Annotated in this window: 17 protein-coding genes; 16 read left to right on the top strand and 1 reads right to left on the bottom strand. The window is 44.2% G+C overall.

Translation table 11 applies throughout. The features are described 5' to 3' along the window. Positions 1-5 precede the first annotated feature (5 nt). The 13 genes from isdC (at position 6) to cydC (ending at position 15,324) form a co-directional block, all read left to right on the top strand. The gene (gene isdC / locus MHB67_RS17775; protein WP_034624143.1) at positions 6-659 is read left to right on the top strand and encodes a heme uptake protein IsdC; all 654 of its coding nucleotides are present in this window, start codon (positions 6-8) and stop codon (positions 657-659) included. Between the two features lie 19 nt (positions 660-678). Further along, positions 679-2,511 carry an NEAT domain-containing protein gene (locus MHB67_RS17770; RefSeq protein WP_133744389.1) on the top strand — a complete coding sequence of 611 codons (1,833 nt, stop codon included), beginning with the start codon at positions 679-681 and terminating at the stop codon, positions 2,509-2,511. 76 nt (positions 2,512-2,587) lie between these two features. Then, positions 2,588-3,481, top strand: coding sequence for a heme ABC transporter substrate-binding protein IsdE (gene isdE / locus MHB67_RS17765; RefSeq protein ID WP_133744390.1), 894 nt, complete (start codon positions 2,588-2,590; stop codon positions 3,479-3,481). A gap of 33 nt (positions 3,482-3,514) precedes the next feature. Then, entirely contained in the window at positions 3,515-4,501 is a 987-nt protein-coding gene (locus MHB67_RS17760; RefSeq protein WP_024427509.1) for an iron ABC transporter permease, read from the top strand. Beyond that, the gene (locus MHB67_RS17755; RefSeq protein WP_133744391.1) at positions 4,488-5,258 is read left to right on the top strand and encodes an ABC transporter ATP-binding protein; all 771 of its coding nucleotides are present in this window, start codon (positions 4,488-4,490) and stop codon (positions 5,256-5,258) included. Before MHB67_RS17760 ends, MHB67_RS17755 begins: the two co-directional genes overlap by 14 nt. A gap of 26 nt (positions 5,259-5,284) precedes the next feature. Then, positions 5,285-6,034, top strand: coding sequence for a class B sortase (srtB, locus tag MHB67_RS17750; protein ID WP_133744392.1), 750 nt, complete (start codon positions 5,285-5,287; stop codon positions 6,032-6,034). Positions 6,035-6,052: 18 nt separating this feature from the next. Then, on the top strand, positions 6,053-6,991 hold the full coding sequence (locus tag MHB67_RS17745) for an ABC transporter substrate-binding protein (RefSeq protein ID WP_257802332.1): 939 nt from the start codon (positions 6,053-6,055) through the stop codon (positions 6,989-6,991). Continuing rightward, the gene (locus MHB67_RS17740) at positions 6,988-8,001 is read left to right on the top strand and encodes an iron ABC transporter permease (protein WP_342492680.1); all 1,014 of its coding nucleotides are present in this window, start codon (positions 6,988-6,990) and stop codon (positions 7,999-8,001) included. Before MHB67_RS17745 ends, MHB67_RS17740 begins: the two co-directional genes overlap by 4 nt. Before the next feature lies 1 nt (position 8,002). Further along, on the top strand, positions 8,003-9,124 hold the full coding sequence (isdG, locus tag MHB67_RS17735; protein WP_024427505.1) for a heme oxygenase: 1,122 nt from the start codon (positions 8,003-8,005) through the stop codon (positions 9,122-9,124). Between the two features lie 322 nt (positions 9,125-9,446). Continuing rightward, entirely contained in the window at positions 9,447-10,862 is a 1,416-nt protein-coding gene (locus tag MHB67_RS17730) for a cytochrome ubiquinol oxidase subunit I (protein WP_133744395.1), read from the top strand. Then, entirely contained in the window at positions 10,849-11,865 is a 1,017-nt protein-coding gene (cydB, locus tag MHB67_RS17725; RefSeq protein ID WP_133744396.1) for a cytochrome d ubiquinol oxidase subunit II, read from the top strand. Before MHB67_RS17730 ends, cydB begins: the two co-directional genes overlap by 14 nt. Continuing rightward, entirely contained in the window at positions 11,865-13,601 is a 1,737-nt protein-coding gene (gene cydD, locus MHB67_RS17720; RefSeq protein WP_133744397.1) for a thiol reductant ABC exporter subunit CydD, read from the top strand. The genes cydB and cydD overlap by 1 nt, the downstream gene beginning before the upstream one ends. Beyond that, complete coding sequence (cydC, locus tag MHB67_RS17715; protein WP_257802333.1) at positions 13,591-15,324, top strand: thiol reductant ABC exporter subunit CydC; 1,734 nt, start codon at positions 13,591-13,593, stop codon at positions 15,322-15,324. Before cydD ends, cydC begins: the two co-directional genes overlap by 11 nt. Before the next feature lie 57 nt (positions 15,325-15,381). On the opposite strand, the gene MHB67_RS17710 is transcribed toward cydC, so the two are convergent. Beyond that, positions 15,382-16,419, bottom strand: coding sequence for a pectate lyase (locus tag MHB67_RS17710; protein ID WP_257802520.1), 1,038 nt, complete (start codon positions 16,417-16,419; stop codon positions 15,382-15,384). 461 nt (positions 16,420-16,880) lie between these two features. Between MHB67_RS17710 and sigY the strand changes: the two genes are divergently transcribed. Genes sigY through MHB67_RS17695 form a run of 3 tightly spaced genes read left to right on the top strand, consistent with a single transcriptional unit; the run spans position 16,881 to position 17,931 of the window. Next, positions 16,881-17,414 carry an RNA polymerase sigma factor SigY gene (sigY, locus tag MHB67_RS17705; protein ID WP_151862773.1) on the top strand — a complete coding sequence of 178 codons (534 nt, stop codon included), beginning with the start codon at positions 16,881-16,883 and terminating at the stop codon, positions 17,412-17,414. Further along, positions 17,411-17,722: a YxlC family protein gene (locus MHB67_RS17700; protein WP_257802334.1), complete on the top strand. Its 312-nt coding sequence runs from the start codon at positions 17,411-17,413 to the stop codon at positions 17,720-17,722. The genes sigY and MHB67_RS17700 overlap by 4 nt, the downstream gene beginning before the upstream one ends. Further along, positions 17,719-17,931, top strand: a complete 213-nt coding sequence (locus MHB67_RS17695) for a transcriptional regulator (protein ID WP_257802335.1) — start codon at positions 17,719-17,721, stop codon at positions 17,929-17,931. The genes MHB67_RS17700 and MHB67_RS17695 overlap by 4 nt, the downstream gene beginning before the upstream one ends. The last annotated feature ends 245 nt before the right edge of the window (positions 17,932-18,176 follow it).

Below are 18,176 nucleotides of genomic sequence, written 5' to 3'. Positions count from 1 at the left end.
GCTTGATGAAAATAAGAATGAGGCTGTCAGTCTTCATGGCGGTTTTTTTACTGGCACTTATGCTGCCTTTTTCAAACGCACAGGCTGCCGCATTAAAGGATGGTACATACTCCGTCAATTATACAGTGCTGAAAGCTGAAGGAAATGCGGTCTCAATGGCAAATGATTACTGGCTGAAACCAGCAAAAGTGATAGTGAAAAATGGGAACCTGACAGTGCAAATGACGATTAAAAATAGCAGCTGGGTAACGGAATTTAAAGTACCAGGAAATGGCGGCTATGTCGATACAACCGTTCTCTCAACAAATAAAAAAGCCAATACAAGGCTCGTTCAGTTCCAGGCTCAAAGCTTGTCTAAACCAATCACGTCAAAAATTCATGTCACTGTGAAATCTGCTGATTATGATCATGATTACACCATTCAGCTGAAATTTGATGAAAGCAGCATCAAGTCACTTTCGTCTAACAGTGCAAATCAATCAGCGGGTGCAGCAGAAAGTCAGCATCCATCAAAAGAATCAACGAACAAAGCTGATTCATCCACAACGAAACAAGAAGAAAATCCTCAAACTGGTGATACAAGCCAAACAGGGTGGCTCCTTGTGCTTGTCTTATGTTCAGGCGGGTTTTTAGCAAGAAAGTGGATCATCAAGCATTAACGGAAGGAAGTGTCACCATTTGAAACGTCTTTTTCATCTAAAGGCAGCCATTCTGCTCGTTTTATTCAGTTTGTTGACTGCGTTTCAGATTCCTCAAGGAACAGCTCAAGCGGCATCATTCGTTGATGGTGAATACACAGTCGGATTCACCATTTTAAAAAATGGCAGCACAGAAGCGTCCATGATGGATACCTATACAGAAAAGCCAGCTAAGCTGATTGTGGAAAATGGCAAGAAAACAGCCTATGTCACACTGAAGCAAAGCAAAGAAATAACAGATTTCAAGGTCGAACAAAATGGTGCTCTCGTTACCACTGAAACGGTCAGTGAGGACGAAACAGCCAATACACGTGTGATCAAATTTAATGTCGACGACTTATCAGCGAAATTAAACGGCTGGGTGAAAATTTACTGGGATTTAGGCGGCTTTATTTATGACGAAGCATATGACGTACAGCTTGCATTTGATCAAAGCAGCCTAACACTCGTTACGCCTGCAAAACCAGACGATAATGAAACAAAGCCAGATGATAACGAAACAAAACCAGATGACCAAAACGGTACAAAGCCAGACGATAACGAAACAAAGCCAGATGACCAAAACAGTACAAAGCCAGATGGTAACGAAACAAAACCAGATGACCAAAACGGTACAAAACCAGACGATCAATCGACAACACCAGGCAATAACAATGGCACAAAACCAGATGATTCTGCGCAAAATCAATTAAAAGATGGCGTATATCGTATTAATTACAGTGTGCTAAAAGGGGATACGGATGAGGCATCTCGAATGAGTGATTACTTCTCACACCCTGCATCCTTAACTGTCAAAAATGGAAAGCAAACCATTTCCTTTACGGTGAAGGACCATAAGTCTGTCGCTTCTTTAAAAACAGAGAAAAACGGTTCTTATCAAGAAGCCAAAACAGTCAGCAAGGATGAAGCAAAGAATACAAGAGTGGTTTCATTTGATGTAGATGATTTGAAAAACGAGGTCAAAGGAAAAGTACACATTGTAGTAGCAGCCGCTAACTATGACCAAACCTACGATATTCGTTTTCAATTTGATTCAAAGAGTATCGCTCCAGTGAAGGACGGGCAGGTGGTAGAGGAAGAAAAACCAGCTGCACCAGAAACACCAAAACCAAACACACCAACAACAGAAACAAATAACGGCGGAGCAAATCAAGAGACGGCTCAGCTAAAAGATGGTGTATACAAGCTTCCTTTCTCAATGAAGAAAGCAGATAAGGATGAGCTTTCTCGCATGAACGATTACGTTGTGAGTCCTGCGACACTGGTTGTAAAAAATGGCCGCCATTTCGTTTCATATACAGTGAAGAACAGCTCAGCCATCACGTCATTCCAAGTAGGAACAGGCGGAAAGTTTGAAGAGACACTTGTCGCGAAAACAGATCAAAAAGCAGATACACGTGTCATTCAATATGAAGCAAAAAGTTTAAGTGGAGCTCAGGCTGCACGCGTAAAGATTGATATTCCAGCTGCAAACTACCATGAGCAGTACGATGTCAAACTTGTCTATAATACAAAAGGAATCGCTCCTGGTGAGGGAAGCGGAATTTCAACAGTCATTGGAGACGATGAGAGCATCGGCTTTGTCAAAAATCCAAATGATCACGATTCTCAAACAAATCAACTTGAGAATGCAGCACCTGAGGAAACGGGTGCGGAGCAGATGACATTTACGCCATCAGATGATCAAACCAAATCTGAGTCTGGACAGCTGAATCCGAAAACGGGAGATACCTCTCTTCTTTGGGTGTATATTCTTTTATTCGGCGCTTCGTTATTCGTACTCGTTAGAAAATATCAAACACGGACAAGATAGTTCGTTTTATTTTAAGTGAGATGCGCCTTTTACCTCGGCGCATCCACTCTCTTTTTTCGAAAGGGGGCTTCTGTTTTTGAAGTATCGAATATTATGTACCTTGATCGCTGCCTTCACCTTCAGTGTGTGCATGATCTTATCGGGCTGCTCACAGTCAGCTGAAAGCTCAGCAAAAGGCAAAAAAAGTGCTGAATCAAGTGAGCGCATTGTGGCAACGACTGTAGCTGCTGCGGAGATCATGGATGCTTTAGAGGTGGATCTTGTCGGGGTGCCAACAAGTCAAAAATCCTTGCCAGCTCGTTACAAAGGACTGCCGGAAGTCGGCAACCCAATGAGCCCGGACATGGAAATCATCCAATCACTTCAACCGACAGATGTCCTGTCTGTCACAACCCTTCAATATGATTTAGAGACACCCTTTCAGCAAGCAGGTGTCCCTGCTACATACTTAAATCTTGAGAGCATGTCCAACATGGAGAAGGCCATCACGAAGCTTGGAGATCAGTATGACAGAAAGAAGCAGGCTGAACGCATTGTGTCTGAGTTTGAGCAAAAAAAGAAAGACATTCAAGAGAGGACGAAAGGAAAACGCAAGCCGTCCGTTCTGATTTTGCTTGGTGTGCCAGGCAGTTATTTGGTGGCGACAGAGAATTCATATATTGGTGATCTTGTGCGTATCGCAGGAGGAAAGAACATTGTGGAAGGCGAGAAAATGGAGTATTTGGCATCCAATACGGAATATTTACAAAAAGCCAATCCAGATATCATTCTCCGGGCCGCACATGGGATGCCAGACGAAGTCGTCCAAATGTTTGATGAAGAATTCAAAACAAATGACATCTGGAAACATTTCAATGCGGTCAAACAAGACCGGGTGTATGACCTCGAAGAAAGCTTATTCGGGACAACAGGCAATTTAAAGGCAGCAGAAGCATTAGATGAATTGACTCGTATGTTGTATCCGTCATAAGCGGCGAATCTTAATGATAAAAGGACGTTCAAGATGAAAAAAACAGGGATTTTATTTCTGATAGTCAGTCTCTTACTGGTCTGCGTGTTTATTTATTCAGCCATTACTGGGAGCATTCATGTCACCCCAATTGAATTATTAGAAGGGCTCATCACCGGTCAACATGCACAGGTAGAAATCATTAAAGATTTGAGAATTCCCCGCATGCTTATCGCGATGTTTACAGGGGCCGCCTTATCTGTCTCCGGTGTACTGCTGCAGTCGGTCATGAGGAATCCGTTAGCTGATGCCGGCGTCATTGGCATTTCATCAGGAGCCAGCTTCTTTTCATTAATGGCGATTACAGCGCTTCCTCAATTTTATTTCTACTCTCCTTTATTTTCGGTATTAGGCGGAGCTATTGCATGTTTCCTCGTGTATGTTCTGTCTTGGAAGGGTGGTTTAAGCCCGATCCGCATGATCTTGGTTGGGATCGCCATCAATGCCATGTTTACTGGAATGGCTGAAGCATTTGTGACCATTTGCAGCTATTTCAATATCACGATTAATCAGTCGGGACAGTCGAATCTCACGATGAAAACGTGGGGAGATGTCCGTTTAATCGGTGTCTATGGTGTCGCCGGCCTTGTCGTTGCACTCTTCTTCAGCAGGTGGTGCAACCTCCTGGCTCTTCAGGACAAGACAGCGAAAAATTTAGGATTGCGTGTGACCAGAATGCGCCTTTTGATTTCCATCACAGCCGTTTTACTTGCGGCGGTGACAGCTGCAGTAGCGGGCGTGATCGCCTTTGTCGGCTTGCTCATTCCGCACATTTCAAGAAGGCTTGTCGGCTCGGATCATCGGGTACTGATTCCATTTTCTGCGTTAAGCGGGGCTTTGCTTATTTTGACGGCTGATACGCTTGGCAGGACGCTTGTGGCGCCAAATGAGATTCCTGCTTCTACGATCATGGCCGTGATTGGCGGGCCGTTTCTAATCTTTTTATTAAGAAGGGGGGACCGTCTCCATGGACATTCGTGAGGTGTCATTCTCATATGACCAGCAGAAGGACATCGTTCAATCAGTCACAACAAAGATTGAAAAGGGGAAAATCACAACCATTATCGGTCCAAATGGCTCGGGAAAATCGACGCTGCTTTCCTTAATGGCGAATAATCATTGTCCAAATAAAGGGCAAATTCACTTAGACGGGCAAACGCTGAATACATTCAAGCCAAAGGAGCTGGCAAAAAAGCTCGCTGTCGTCCATCAGCAAAATGAAGCGCCGCTTGATTTAACGATCGAACGGGTCGTGGCATTCGGCAGAACGCCGTACCAGACGATGCGCGGAGGAGACAAGGAAGAGGATGAGAGAGCGATAGAGTGGGCGCTGTCCAGTACAAAGCTAACGGACAAACGAAAGGTGCCGCTCGCCTCACTGTCAGGTGGAGAGCGGCAGCGTGTATGGATTGCGATGGCACTTGCGCAAAAAACACCGATCCTTTTCTTAGATGAACCGACAACTTATTTGGATATTTACTATCAATTTGACATTCTTGAGCTGATCCGTGAACTGAATGCCGAGCATGGATTAACGATTGTCATGGTGCTGCACGACATGAATCAGGCTGTCCGCTACAGCGATATCATCATAGCGATGAAGGATGGACAGGTTATCAGTGAGGGACAGCCAAACGATGTGTTAACAGAGGAAAACGTGCGTCACATTTATGATGTGTCCGTCACGATTAGACAGGATGCAGAAACAGGGATGTACATCGTGCCTGTTGGTATATAAGCTGGGCAAAAAGCAGGTGAGACAGTGTGAAACGAGGAAAACGGCTTTGGCAGCGGATGCTGACGATCGTTTGTTTAGGCGTATTGATTTATAGCGGGACAGCTATCGGCTTCGAACTTTTCGGTTATTATCAAAATCGCCAGGTGCTTGCAAAGGCCCAGACGATGTATGGACATGAAGAAATGAATGAAAAACGGGAGACGGGAAAGATCCGTTCGTCATTTGATGAGCTGCGGAAGGTGAATGAGGACATTGTCGGCTGGATCAATATGGAGGATACGATGATTCAGTATCCGATCGTTCAATCTCACGATAATGCGTTCTACTTAACTCGTAATTATTTAAAAAACGACACCCGGGCAGGCAGTATCTTTATGGATTATCGTAATGACGTCCTGCATGAAAGCCCCAATACAGTGGTGTACGGCCATCGGATGAGGGATGGATCCATGTTTGCTGGACTAACAAACTATCTAAAAAAAGATTTCTTCCAAGAGCACCGGACATTTCAGTACGATACGCTGTATCAAAGCTATGAAGCGGAGATTTTTGCTGTGTATGAAACGACGGTTGACTTCGACTATATTCAAACCGATTTTCAAGATCTTGGCGAATATGCGCACTACTTGCAAGCTGTGCGGAAGAAATCAATCTATCAAACGAAGACAGACGTGTCCACAGATGACCTCATCCTCACCTTATCGACCTGTGATCATGTGCTTGCACCTAAAAGCGGGCGTCTCGTGGTACAGGCAAAGCTAAAGAAAGTTTACTAGAAAAGGAGAGACAGACGGTTGAAATTTTCACATGTGATCTTGGCGGGACTCGTCTTGATGCTTCTCCTCGGCGGATGCAGTCAGGCAGCACCGGTAGAGAAAGGAAGCGGGCAAGGAGCGCTGAAAATAAAGGATTTTACCGGAAGAACGCTGTCGTTTGATGAATCCCCTCAGCGTATTGTCGCCTTGTCGACCGGGGACATGAGTATTCTGTATGCTTTAGGCGGTAAGGCGGTCGGCCGGCCAACTGCTGAGTTACCAGACAGCTTACAAAAGGCAAAGTCCGTACAAACGATTGGCACAACGCATCAATTTGATGTAGAGCTGATTACAAGCTTAAAGCCTGATGTAGTGCTTGGAAATGAACAATTAAACAGCAAGGACATCTCTACAATAGAAGGAATTGATTCACAGCTTCTTTTGACAAGTGCCAATTCAGTGAAGGACATCCAGCGCCAAATCTCATTATTTGGGGAGTTGCTCGGAAAGCAGCAAAAGGCTAAAGCACTCAATGATCAAATTGATGAGCGAAAAAAGCAGGTCAAGCAGCCTAAGAAAAAAGTGAAAACACTCGTTGTGTACGGTGCACCTGGCACATATATGGCGGCACTTCCTCAATCCTTAAGCGGAGATTTGTTGCACATCGCCGGGGGCGCAAACATTGCTGAGAATGAACCGGCACTCGAAAAATTTCCTCAATACGCCCAAATTAATGCAGAAAAGGTGATCGAAGCCGATCCCGATCTCATTCTGCTCATGACACACAGCAATCCTGACGATGTGAAAGCGGGCTTTATGAGTGAAATGAAACAGAATGCAGCATGGCACGACGTATCAGCTGTCAAGAATGGCCGCGTGGAGATTCTGCCTAGTGATTTATTCGGGACGAACCCAGGCGCAGACGTTATAAAGGCGATTGATGAACTAGAGAAGAGATTGAAGCGATTGTCATCATGAAGGTGAATGCAGAGTTAGATTTTCAAAAAAGACAGTCGAGACGAAGATGGCTGATACCGGGACTGCTTTTCTCGCTAGGTGTGGGCATATGTCTAGGGCTTGCATTAGGTTCTGTTCAATTATCGCTGCCAGATTTGATCGCTGCTTTGACGGGATCAGGCCAGCCAGTCCATGAAAAAATCGTCATGGATTTACGTCTGCCTCGCGTTCTCATAGGTTTCATCGTCGGAGCCTGTCTTGCAGCATCAGGGGCCATTTTACAAGGAGTCGTCCGAAATCCACTCGCTGACCCCGGGATCATCGGTGTGACTGCTGGCGGTGGGTTAGCTGCTGTACTCAGCATAATTGTGTTTCCTCAATTCACATATCTGCTTCCAGCGGCTGCCTTCCTTGGCGCTTTATTAGCTGCACTTGTTGTGTATATATTGTCGTTCGATCAAGGGGTTTCACCACTGAAATTGATTCTGGCGGGTGTGGCAGTTAATGCCCTGCTTGGTGCAGTCATGAATGGATTTATGGTGCTTTATAGTGAGCGTGTGCAGGCTGTTCTGCCTTTTTTATCAGGAGGATTAAATGGACGGAGCTGGCATCACCTGAGCTTTGTGTCACCTTATGCGATTGCTGGATTGTGTCTTTGTTTTTTTGCGATCAAGCCAGCAAATCTTCTTTTGCTTGGTGATGAGTCAGCACAGCTGCTCGGCCTTAGAGTCGAGCGAACCCGATTTTTCTTAATTGCACTTGCGGCGCTTTTGGCGGGTGCAGCTGTAAGCGTGAGCGGTTTAATTGGATTTGTCGGTCTTGTCGTCCCTCATTTTATCCGCCTTTTAATTGGAGATGACTACCGTTACCTGCTGCCGATCTCAATGCTTGGCGGCGGCGTACTTGTGGTCTTTGCTGATACAGCAGCACGGGTATGGTTTACACCGGTTGAACTGCCTGTTGGTATTCTGCTTGCTTGTATTGGTGCACCTTTCTTCCTCTATTTATTAAAAAAGAAAGGGAGGGGTTAAGTTGGATGTGATTGCGATGGATGACGTGAGCCTCAGTCAAGGAGGCTTTCGATTGTCGTCTATTTCAGCAGCTGTGCCTAAAGGAAGTGTAACAGGAATTATTGGACCGAATGGGTCAGGGAAGTCGACGTTTATTAAAGCGGCCGCACGCCTTACGTCGATTGAAAGCGGCATGATTTATATTCATGATATCCCCCAAAAAGAAATGACAGCACAGGAGATTGCACAAGAAATCGCCGTTCTGATGCAGACGAGAACGGCCATCCCATCGATGACAGTACGTGAGCTGGTCGCACTTGGACGAAGTCCGCATCGTTCGATCTGGAAAAAGAGCTCGAAGACAGATCAGGAAGCGATAGAGTGGGCGCTTGATGTGACAAATAGCCGCGTGAATGAAAACAGGATGCTGCATACATTGTCAGGCGGAGAGAGGCAGAAAGCGTATATTGCCATGGCACTGGCTCAGAAGACAGAGACGATTATTCTGGATGAGCCTACCACTTACTTAGATATTGCGCATCAGCTTGATTTACTGGAGCTGCTCAAACAGCTGAATGAAACGCATGGGATCACCATTTTAATGGTTCTTCATGACCTGCAGCAGGCAGCAAAATATTGTGACCGCCTGATTGCAATGAAGCGTGGTCAGGTTTACCAAATAGGGACACCAAAGGAAGTATTAACAGAAAACTTTTTCAAAGAGGTCTTTGGGATTCAGGCAGAGGTTCACCTAGATGGAGAGCATCCGCTCATTATCCCAATCGCTTCGATCCAACAACAAAAGGGAGATGAATCAAACATGATCATTGTAAACAACCAGGTTAGAGTAGAAAAAGGCAGTGCAGACCACCTCGTCAAGCGTTTTAACAAGCAGGGACAAGTAGAATTCATGGAAGGATTTTTAGGCATGGAAGTCTGGGTCACACAGCAGACAACCGATTACGATGAAGTGACTATTCATACACGCTGGAATCGAAAAGAAGACTTTGTGAACTGGACAAAATCTCAGGCATTTGGAGATGCACACGCTCACGGAAAAGCGAAACCTGAAGGCCTATTAAAAAACAAAATTACGTACTATGAAGTCCAAGTGACAAGACCTGCTTTACAGAAAAAAGCTTAAAATAGAAACACAGCGCTGCGGCCCACATGCAGCGCTCTTTTTTTGCATTTTTTTATTTTCCGTCACATATTGTTGACAAAGTATTCAAATAACTGACACAATACCAACCAATTTTTAGGTAAAATTTACTTTATTTTTGAAGCGTATGGGTGTAAAGTACAGGTATAAATAACTAACCGAATGAAAATCAAGAGTAAAATTTCACCGAGTGAACCATTTCAAATGGACTTTTATTTGTGAAACATTGAACAAATAGTGAACATTTTGTGAAATGGTGAGCATGAATCGTTCGGCATGTAAAAGTAAGGGAGGATGTAAGGCTGTGAGTGAGCTGTTTTTAGCAAGATTTCAATTTGCTTCAACGACATTATTTCATTTTATTTTTGTTCCTATGTCAATAGGTTTGGTGTTTATCGTCGCATTGATGCAGACCCTTTATGTCGTCAAGAAAAAAGACATCTATAAAAAGATGGCGAAGTTTTGGGGTCACCTGTTCTTACTTAACTTTGCAGTAGGTGTGGTAACAGGGATTCTGCAGGAATTCCAGTTTGGGATGAACTGGTCAGATTATTCAAGGTTTGTCGGTGATGTCTTTGGTGCACCGCTTGCCATTGAAGCACTTTTGGCCTTTTTCCTTGAATCTACATTTATTGGACTTTGGATATTCGGCTGGGATCGTCTGCCGAAGAAGATTCATTTATTGTGCATTTGGCTTGTTTCCCTTGGTACGATCTTTTCGGCGTTTTGGATTTTACTCGCTAACTCATTTATGCAGGAGCCAGTTGGATTTGCCATTAAAAATGGCCGTGCAGAAATGAATGATTTTGGCGCTCTTGTGACGAACCCGCAGCTTTGGGTTGAGTTCCCGCACGTTCTGTTTGGTGCGCTGGCAACAGGAGCTTTCTTTATTGCAGGAGTTAGTGCCTATAAAATGATCAAAAAACAAGAAATCGCCTTTTTCAAAAAATCATTCCAGATTGCGATGGTCCTCGCTTTAATTTCTGGCTTAGGTGTAGCGTTTTCTGGACATGATCAAGCGAAGCACTTAATGAAATCACAGCCAATGAAGATGGCAGCAAGTGAAGCCCTTTGGAAGGATAGTGGAGATCCAGCGGCTTGGACATTATTTGCCAACATTGACACAAATAAAAAAGAAAACTCTGCGGAGATCAATATTCCGTTTGCCTTAAGTTATTTGGCTTATCAGAAGTTCAGTGGAGATGTTCCGGGCATGCTGACACTTCAAAAAGAATATGAAGCCAAGTTTGGCCCTGGAGACTACATTCCACCAGTGAAAACAACATTCTGGAGCTTTAGGATCATGGTCGGTGCCGGCATGCTGATGATTTTTGCTAGTATGATTGGCTTGTACTTAAGCTTTAGAAAGAAACTTGAAACAAACAAATGGTATTTACGCTTCATGGTATGGATGATTGCGTTCCCGTTTATTGCGAACTCAGCCGGCTGGATCATGACTGAGATCGGGCGTCAGCCGTGGACCGTCTTTGGTATGATGACGACGGCTCAATCGATTTCACCGAACGTATCGTATGGCATGCTGTTATTCTCAGTCATTAGCTTTACGGCGATGTATCTGATTCTTGCTATTGTGCTCGCCTACTTATTCATTCGAGAAATTAAAAAAGGTGCACATTCTGAAGAGGATACAGATCAAAAGGATGAAACGGACCTGTCTACAGATCCATTTGATGGAGGCGCATATCATGGCATATCTTAACGAGATTTGGTTTATTCTTGTCGCAGTATTGTTTGTTGGATTTTTCTTCTTAGAAGGATTTGATTTTGGTGTCGGGATGTCCATGCAGCTGCTTGGAAAGGACGCGCACGAGCGCCGCATTTTAATCAATACGATTGGTCCTTTCTGGGATGCGAATGAGGTCTGGCTGATTACAGCTGGCGGTGCTATTTTCGCTGCATTTCCTCACTGGTATGCCACGATGTTCAGCGGATACTATATTCCGTTTGCGGTTCTTCTCTTAGCGCTCATTGGGCGCGGAGTCGCCTTTGAATTCCGAGGGAAGGTTGAGAAAGCCTCTTGGATTAAGGCGTGGGACTGGGTGATCTTCTTTGGCAGTCTGCTTCCGCCGTTTTTGCTCGGTGTGTTATTCACGAGTATTTTACGCGGGATGCCAATTGATCAAGACATGAACATGTACGCTGGATTTACGGACTTTGTGAATCTTTATTCTGTGATCGGCGGGTTAGCTGTGACGGTTCTTTGCCTGCTGCATGGCTTGATTTTTGTCACACTTCGTACAGAGGGTGACTTAAGAGATCGTGCAAGAACACTGGGCCAGCGTGTCCTGCTCATTGCCCTCCCTGTTCTTGTTATTTTTGTCGGTGTGTCCATCATTGAAACAGACATTTATACCGTACGCCCGATCATCACCATTCCGTTAACTGTGCTGATTGTGGTTTGTTATATAGCTGCCCTTGTTTTGATGAGAAAAGAACGTGATGGCTGGACATTCTTATTTACAGGAGCAGGCATCATGGTGACGGTGTCCATGCTGTTCACTGCATTGTTCCCGCGCGTCATGATTAGTTCAATCAGCCATTCGTTTGATCTCACAATTCAAAACGCTGCATCTGGATCTTATTCACTGACGGTCATGACGATTGTTGCCGTTTCTTTGCTGCCCTTTGTGCTTGGGTATCAAATTTGGAGCTATTATGTCTTCCGTAAACGTGTAAGCGGTAAGGAGCCAATGACCTACTAATGGATAAACGTTTGCTTCAATTAAAAGGAATGAGAGGGCTTCTTGCCCTCTTAGGTATTGTGTCACTCATCCAAGGAGCAAGTATTATTTTCCAAGCACAGTGGCTGGCACATGCCATTACAACGCTGTTTGACGGGAAAAGCCTCTCGCAGGCAACGCCTTATGTCCTGCTGTTTCTTGCTGCCTTTGTTGTGCGGCACGGTCTCACCTTGATTCGGGAGAAGGTCATGTTTACCTACTCTTCCCGAATTGGAGCAGACGTCAGAAAGCAGCTGCTAGACCAACTCTTTCGATTAGGGCCTGCCTTTGCAAAGAAAAAAGGGACAGGAAAGCTTGTCACATTAGCAATGGAAGGAATTGCTCAATACCGTCAGTATTTACAGCTGTTTTTGCCGAAAATGGTGAACATGGCAGTGATTCCGGCGATGGTCCTTATCTACGTGTGGACATTAGATGAAACATCAGCCGTCATTTTAATTGTGACGCTGCCAATTTTAATTATTTTTATGATTTTGCTAGGCCTTGTTGCTCAGCGTAAAGCGGCCAAACAATGGAGATCGTATGAGAAATTATCCAATCATTTTACTGACTCTCTCCGGGGCCTTGAGACGCTTCGTTACTTAGGTATCAGCAAAAAACACTCCCGTAATATTGCGGAGGTGTCAAAGCGATATCGAAAAGCGACCATGAGTACACTGAAGGTCGCCTTTCTGTCATCGTTTGCCCTCGATTTCTTTTCCATGCTATCAATTGCAACCGTCGCTGTTTTTCTTGGCTTACGTTTAATTGAAGGAGAGCTTCTGTTATTGCCGGCTTTGACGGCGCTTATGCTGGCGCCGGAGTATTTCCTGCCGGTACGTGAAGTGGGAAATGATTATCATGCAACGTTAAATGGAAAAGAAGCGAATGAAGCCATGCAGGTCATTTTAGAAGAAAAAGGCTTCCGCGCCCAGGAGACACAATCTGTGCAGCTGAATAAGTGGGATGAACAATCCGTGCTCACCCTGCAGGATGTTTGTGTCCAGCATGACGAACATGCCCCTTATTCCATTCAGGATGTAGATCTCACTGTCAAAGGGAAGAAAAAAATCGGCATCATTGGTGCCAGTGGTTCAGGGAAATCGACGTTAACCGATGTTCTCGGCGGCTTTGTTGAACCGTCTTCAGGTCAAATTACGCTAAACGGCCAGCCGCTTGTTCATTTACAGATGAACGAATGGCAAAAGGAAGTTGTCTATATGCCGCAGCATCCCTATTTATTTCACATGACATTAAGAGAAAACATTCGTTTTTATGAACCGAATGCTACAGACGAAGAAGTGGAAAGAGCTGTGCATGAGGCTGGCTTATCTCAGCTGGTTACGCAGCTGCCAAATGGACTGGATGAGGTCATTGGAGAACAGGGAAGAGAGCTAAGCGGCGGACAGGCGCAAAGAATTGCGCTTGCTCGAACTGTGCTGGGCCAGCGGTCCATTATGCTGTTAGATGAACCAACGGCGCATCTCGATATTGAAACAGAGTATGAACTGAAGAAAACAATGCTTCCACTGTTTGAACATAAACTTTTGTTCTTAGCGACACACAGACTCCATTGGATGCCGGACATGGATGAAATCATTGTCATGGATCAAGGAACCGTCGCAGAAATGGGGACACATGAATCATTAATGCAAAGAAAAGGCGTTTATTATCAATTGGTACAGGAGCAAATGGGGGCGGTCGCACATGGTCAGTAAAGGCTGGTTTATACCTTATATCAAGGAGAATCAAAAGCTGTTTGCCTTGGTTTTATTTTTAGGAGCCATTGCGGTATTCTCTGCTTCTATGCTGATGTACACGTCTGGATTTCTCATTTCAAAAGCTGCGACAAGACCTGAGAATATACTCATGGTCTACGTCCCAATCGTGGCTGTACGTACCTTTGGTATTTCGCGCTCTGCTGCCCGCTACGCAGAAAGGCTGGCAAGCCATCAGCTCATTTTGACAATGATTGAAAAAATGCGTGTACGCCTCTATGACATGGCTGAACGAAGTGCCAAACAGACAAAGCTGGGGACAGGTGAAATGCTTGGTCTCTTGTCAGATGATGTGGAGAGACTGCAGGACGCCTATTTAAAAACCATCTTTCCTTCCATCGGTGCACTGCTTTTATATGCCGCATCCATTGGAGCACTTGGCCTTTTTTCATGGCCTTTTGCTGGACTGATGCTGCTTTATATGGCACTTCTCGTATTCGTTTTCCCATACGTCACAGTGCTTGTGAACCGGGCAAGACAAATTCAAATGAAAAAAGGCAGAAATGAACTGTACAGCCATTTAACAGATGCAGTTATGGGCGTTAGTGACTGGCTGTTCAGCGGCAGGCAGAAAGATTTTGTGGATGGATATGAGCAGAAAGAAGCACAGCTGTTAGCACTTGAAGCAGCGAAACACCGATTTATCCGCGTGCGTCAATTTTTGGCACAGCTCTTGATTGGAGGAGCTGTCGTGCTTGTTGTGTATTGGAGCGGCTCGGTCGTTCAGTCAGGATCCATGTCACACACACTGATTGCAGCCTTTGTGCTTGTGCTGTTTCCGTTAACAGAAGCCTTTCTTCCGCTGTCAGATGCAGCAGGTGATATTCCCGTCTATCAGCATGCCGTCAGCAGATTACATCATTATGAAAAGCAGTCATATGAAGGAGAAGCTGAGAGCAAGGCAGTGGATCAGTCAACCATTTCTCACGATGAAGCTGTCTGTTTTAATCAAGTGTCCTTTCGGTATGACACGCATCAATATGTCCTTCAAGACCTGTCCTTTTCTCTGAAGCAAGGGGAATCACTCGCGCTTTTAGGAAAAAGCGGTGCAGGCAAATCGACCATTTTAAAATTGTTAGAAGGGGCAGTCGTTCCAAATCAAGGAGCGGTCAGCATTCAAGGGAAATCGGTTCAAAGCCTTCAAGAGAAGGTGTCTGCCTATGTGTCTGTGCTCAATCAACAGCCTTATTTATTCGATACGTCTGTTTTAAACAATATTCGTTTAGGATCTCCAGAGGCGACAGAAGAGCAGGTGAAAGAAGCAGCAAGACAAGTGCAGCTTCATGATTACATTGAGTCTTTGCCAGAAGGTTATCATACTGGTGTTCAGGAGACAGGGGTTCGATTTTCAGGTGGAGAAAGACAGCGTATGGCGTTAGCTCGGATATTGCTTCAGGACACGCCGGTAGTTGTATTAGATGAACCGACGGTCGGGCTTGATCCGCGGACAGAGCGTGAATTACTTGAAACCATCTTCCGTGTGTTAAAAGGGAAAACAGTTATTTGGATTACCCATCACCTGACTGGCTGTGAGGCATGTGACCGCATCATGTTTATTGAAGATGGGCGCATTGAGATGCAGGGGCAGCATCAGGATTTACTAAAAGAAAACACGCGTTATCAAAAGTTGTATGAAATGGATCGTCCATTTTCTACAATATAAATGAATGAAATGACAAGAACGTTCGGACAGGAAATCTCTGCCCGAACGTTTTGTGGTTTAAGGGTTTACTTTCCCAACACCTGCATTTGATATCACTTCTGATTTCACATTGTTCACGTTAAGCAAAGAGTAGTTATAAGGAGGGTTATACGTACCTGTTGAAGACGTTGGCAGACTGCCTGTGCTGTTAATATACGAGTTGTTGATGACATGCCATGTACCAACTTGACGGCTGTCCCAGCTTCCAATGGCATTTTTGGTGTTTTCAAATACGTTGTGTTCAATTCTCATCTTCGCGCCCATACGCGAGTTAATCGCTGTTGTGAGGATGTCTTTGTAATAGTTGTTATAGACATGTCCTTCCCCAAAGCGCATAGACGGTACACGAGAGTTCAGGTTTTCAAAGCGGTTGTTATGGAACGTAATTTTTCGATTGTAATTATCGTTATCGGAGCTGCCCATGAGCATTGTTTTCCAGCTGTCATGTACATAGTTCCACGAGAAGGTAATGTAGTCAGAGTCATTTTTTACATCAAATAAACCATCGTAGTCATCCTTCCCGGAATTCAATGTGTTGTACAGTTCATTATGATCGACCCATATGTTCTTAGAACCGCCTTCAATCCCGATGGCATCTTTGTCACCGATTTTGCTGTGGTGGATTTTCAAGTTGCGGATGATGATGTTATTGGCGCGCCATACTTTAATGCCAATCCCATTCAATTCGCCGTTCGTCCCTTTACCGACGATCGAGACATTATTCGTATCTTTCACATCGATTTTATTGGCTGATGTGTTAGAAGGGGTAATCGTCCCGTCTACAACAATTTTTAATTTTTCGTTTGTTCCTTTATTTTTGAGGGCAGCCAATAGTTCATTTCCAGTTTTGACTGTGACGGTTTTACCGCCTTCACCGCCTGTTGTGCCGCCATTTAATGTGGAGAAGCCTTGTTGATTAAAGTTGGCCATAATAGAAGGGCTTTCTGGGAATTTGGCTGCTGCCTTTGCCTCCCCGTTTGGTGCAAATAATGAAGTGACGAGACCGACAGCTAATACACCGGCTAACATTGGAATTTTTCTCTTCAAAGTCAACATCTCCATTCTATTTTATTTTAATGAAAACGTTTCCAAAATAAGCTGTGATTCAACCAATCCTCCTTCCTTCACAAGCATCGCTTCTTTCGGAATGTAGGATGAGCATAGCATGCAAAAAGGTATCATCGGCTAAGGATAGGCGCAGCGTATTCCATGATTTTCTAGGAAGCTAAGCCAATGATTATTTCATTTTCATCTTCATGAGATAAGGACCATTGTCGATAGGTATGAGGATGACATCTTGATTATGGAGAGGAGGCTCTCCGTTTCGTAGAAAATCAAGATGATTACGAACGCATCATTTTGTTAGAAAAGAAGGAATGCCATAATCATTACATAAGAAAAAATTGGATATAAAACGAGAATCATAGAAGATATGCTAAAAAATAAGGTCCATTTTAAACGATATTGTCATCCGTGTCGTCTCATGAGTAAGAGAAGAAAAGGAAGGAGGGGCGTGTTTGGAGCAGACAGAAGAGACATTATTGATTCAGCGGGCAAAACAGGGAGATGATGCCGCGTTTACAGCCCTTTATCGGCATCATTATTCCTTTCTTTACCGATATATGTTGAAGCTCACCCTTCAACAAGAGCTGGCAGAGGAAATCATGCAAGAAACGATGCTGAAAGCGTATATGAAACTTTCTTCATTTAGAGGAGATGCCTTATTTTCAACCTGGCTCATTTCGATTGCATCTAGGCAATTTTTAGATCACCAGAAGAAAAGAAAACGTGAACAATTGAGAGAAGGAAAAGCGAATCAGGAGGCCATACGCCGTTTCAAATGGGACGTTCAGCAAAAGGGGAACACATGGCATGACATGTGGGATGCTTTAAATGAATTAAATGCTCAGGAGCGAGCACCAATTATTCTGCACTATTATTATGGCTTTACCTACCCAGAAATGGCTTCAATGCTCGGAATGAGAGAAGGTACTGTGAAATCGAGGGTTCATCATGGATTAAAGAAAATTCGAAAGGAGTGGGATTTATGAAGGAAGATCGTATGACCGAACGTTTAAAAGAAGAGCTTAAGCAGCTAGACGAACAAATTGAAGTGGAAAAGCCAAGTGAGCAGGCTGTCATGATGATGCTGAAACAGGCGAAGGAACAAGAGAAAAGGCGTTTAAAACAAGAAGTGCTGGCATACATTCTGATCAGTTTGACCATTCTGGCACTCTTTGCAGCTGCCATTACCCATCTGCCTATCATCTTCATTGTTCTCCAAATAGTGAGCGTCCCCATCTGCTTTGTTGTTGGCTACAAGGAATATCAACATATCAAAGGAGGGTCTTCCTTATGAGTCAGATGGAAATGATCATCTTATTGTGCGTCTTGCCGTTATTGTTTGCACAGGGCTTTCTTTTATTTATGGATGCAAAGAAAAGAGGGCGTTACAAGTGGTTCTGGGGCATTGTCGGTCTCATTAACTTTCCATCGTCTTCTATTTTATATTGGCTTTGTGTCGTGTTACCTGATCGAAAAAGAGGCGGGAAGCCCCGAAAAGATTGAGTGCATCCGATCAAACTTTTGACCCTTTTTTCGTTGGAAAACGAGCTAGAAATTCATCATGATTCATGTATTTGTCAAAGAAAACGGGACGAGAAACATTCGCTTGTTCGTTTCTAGCACATTAGTCATTCCTTGAGCGCTTATTTTTAATGACAATCGCTGCGACTGCTTGATCTATCTCAATTCGGCATCATTTTCATCTGTTATCAATATTGATCAGATTTTACAATTGGTGTTAAATTAGT

This window comes from Bacillus sp. FSL H8-0516 (genome assembly GCF_038635285.1).
GTDB lineage: Bacteria > Bacillota > Bacilli > Bacillales > Bacillaceae > Bacillus > Bacillus safensis.
This window is presented reverse-complemented; position numbering and strand designations above follow the sequence as displayed.

What these genes read in the sequence shown, in the direction of transcription:
- isdC (WP_034624143.1), top strand. Translation starts at nt 6, where the DNA reads ATGAAAATAAGAATGAGGCTGTCAGTCTTCATGGCGGTTTTTTTACTG.
- MHB67_RS17760 (WP_024427509.1), top strand. Translation starts at nt 3,515, where the DNA reads ATGAAAAAAACAGGGATTTTATTTCTGATAGTCAGTCTCTTACTGGTC.
- MHB67_RS17755 (WP_133744391.1), top strand. Translation starts at nt 4,488, where the DNA reads ATGGACATTCGTGAGGTGTCATTCTCATATGACCAGCAGAAGGACATC.
- MHB67_RS17740 (WP_342492680.1), top strand. Translation starts at nt 6,988, where the DNA reads ATGAAGGTGAATGCAGAGTTAGATTTTCAAAAAAGACAGTCGAGACGA.
- cydB (WP_133744396.1), top strand. Translation starts at nt 10,849, where the DNA reads ATGGCATATCTTAACGAGATTTGGTTTATTCTTGTCGCAGTATTGTTT.
- cydD (WP_133744397.1), top strand. Translation starts at nt 11,865, where the DNA reads ATGGATAAACGTTTGCTTCAATTAAAAGGAATGAGAGGGCTTCTTGCC.
- cydC (WP_257802333.1), top strand. Translation starts at nt 13,591, where the DNA reads ATGGTCAGTAAAGGCTGGTTTATACCTTATATCAAGGAGAATCAAAAG.
- MHB67_RS17710 (WP_257802520.1), bottom strand. Translation starts at nt 16,419, where the DNA reads ATGTTGACTTTGAAGAGAAAAATTCCAATGTTAGCCGGTGTATTAGCT.
- MHB67_RS17700 (WP_257802334.1), top strand. Translation starts at nt 17,411, where the DNA reads ATGAAGGAAGATCGTATGACCGAACGTTTAAAAGAAGAGCTTAAGCAG.
- MHB67_RS17695 (WP_257802335.1), top strand. Translation starts at nt 17,719, where the DNA reads ATGAGTCAGATGGAAATGATCATCTTATTGTGCGTCTTGCCGTTATTG.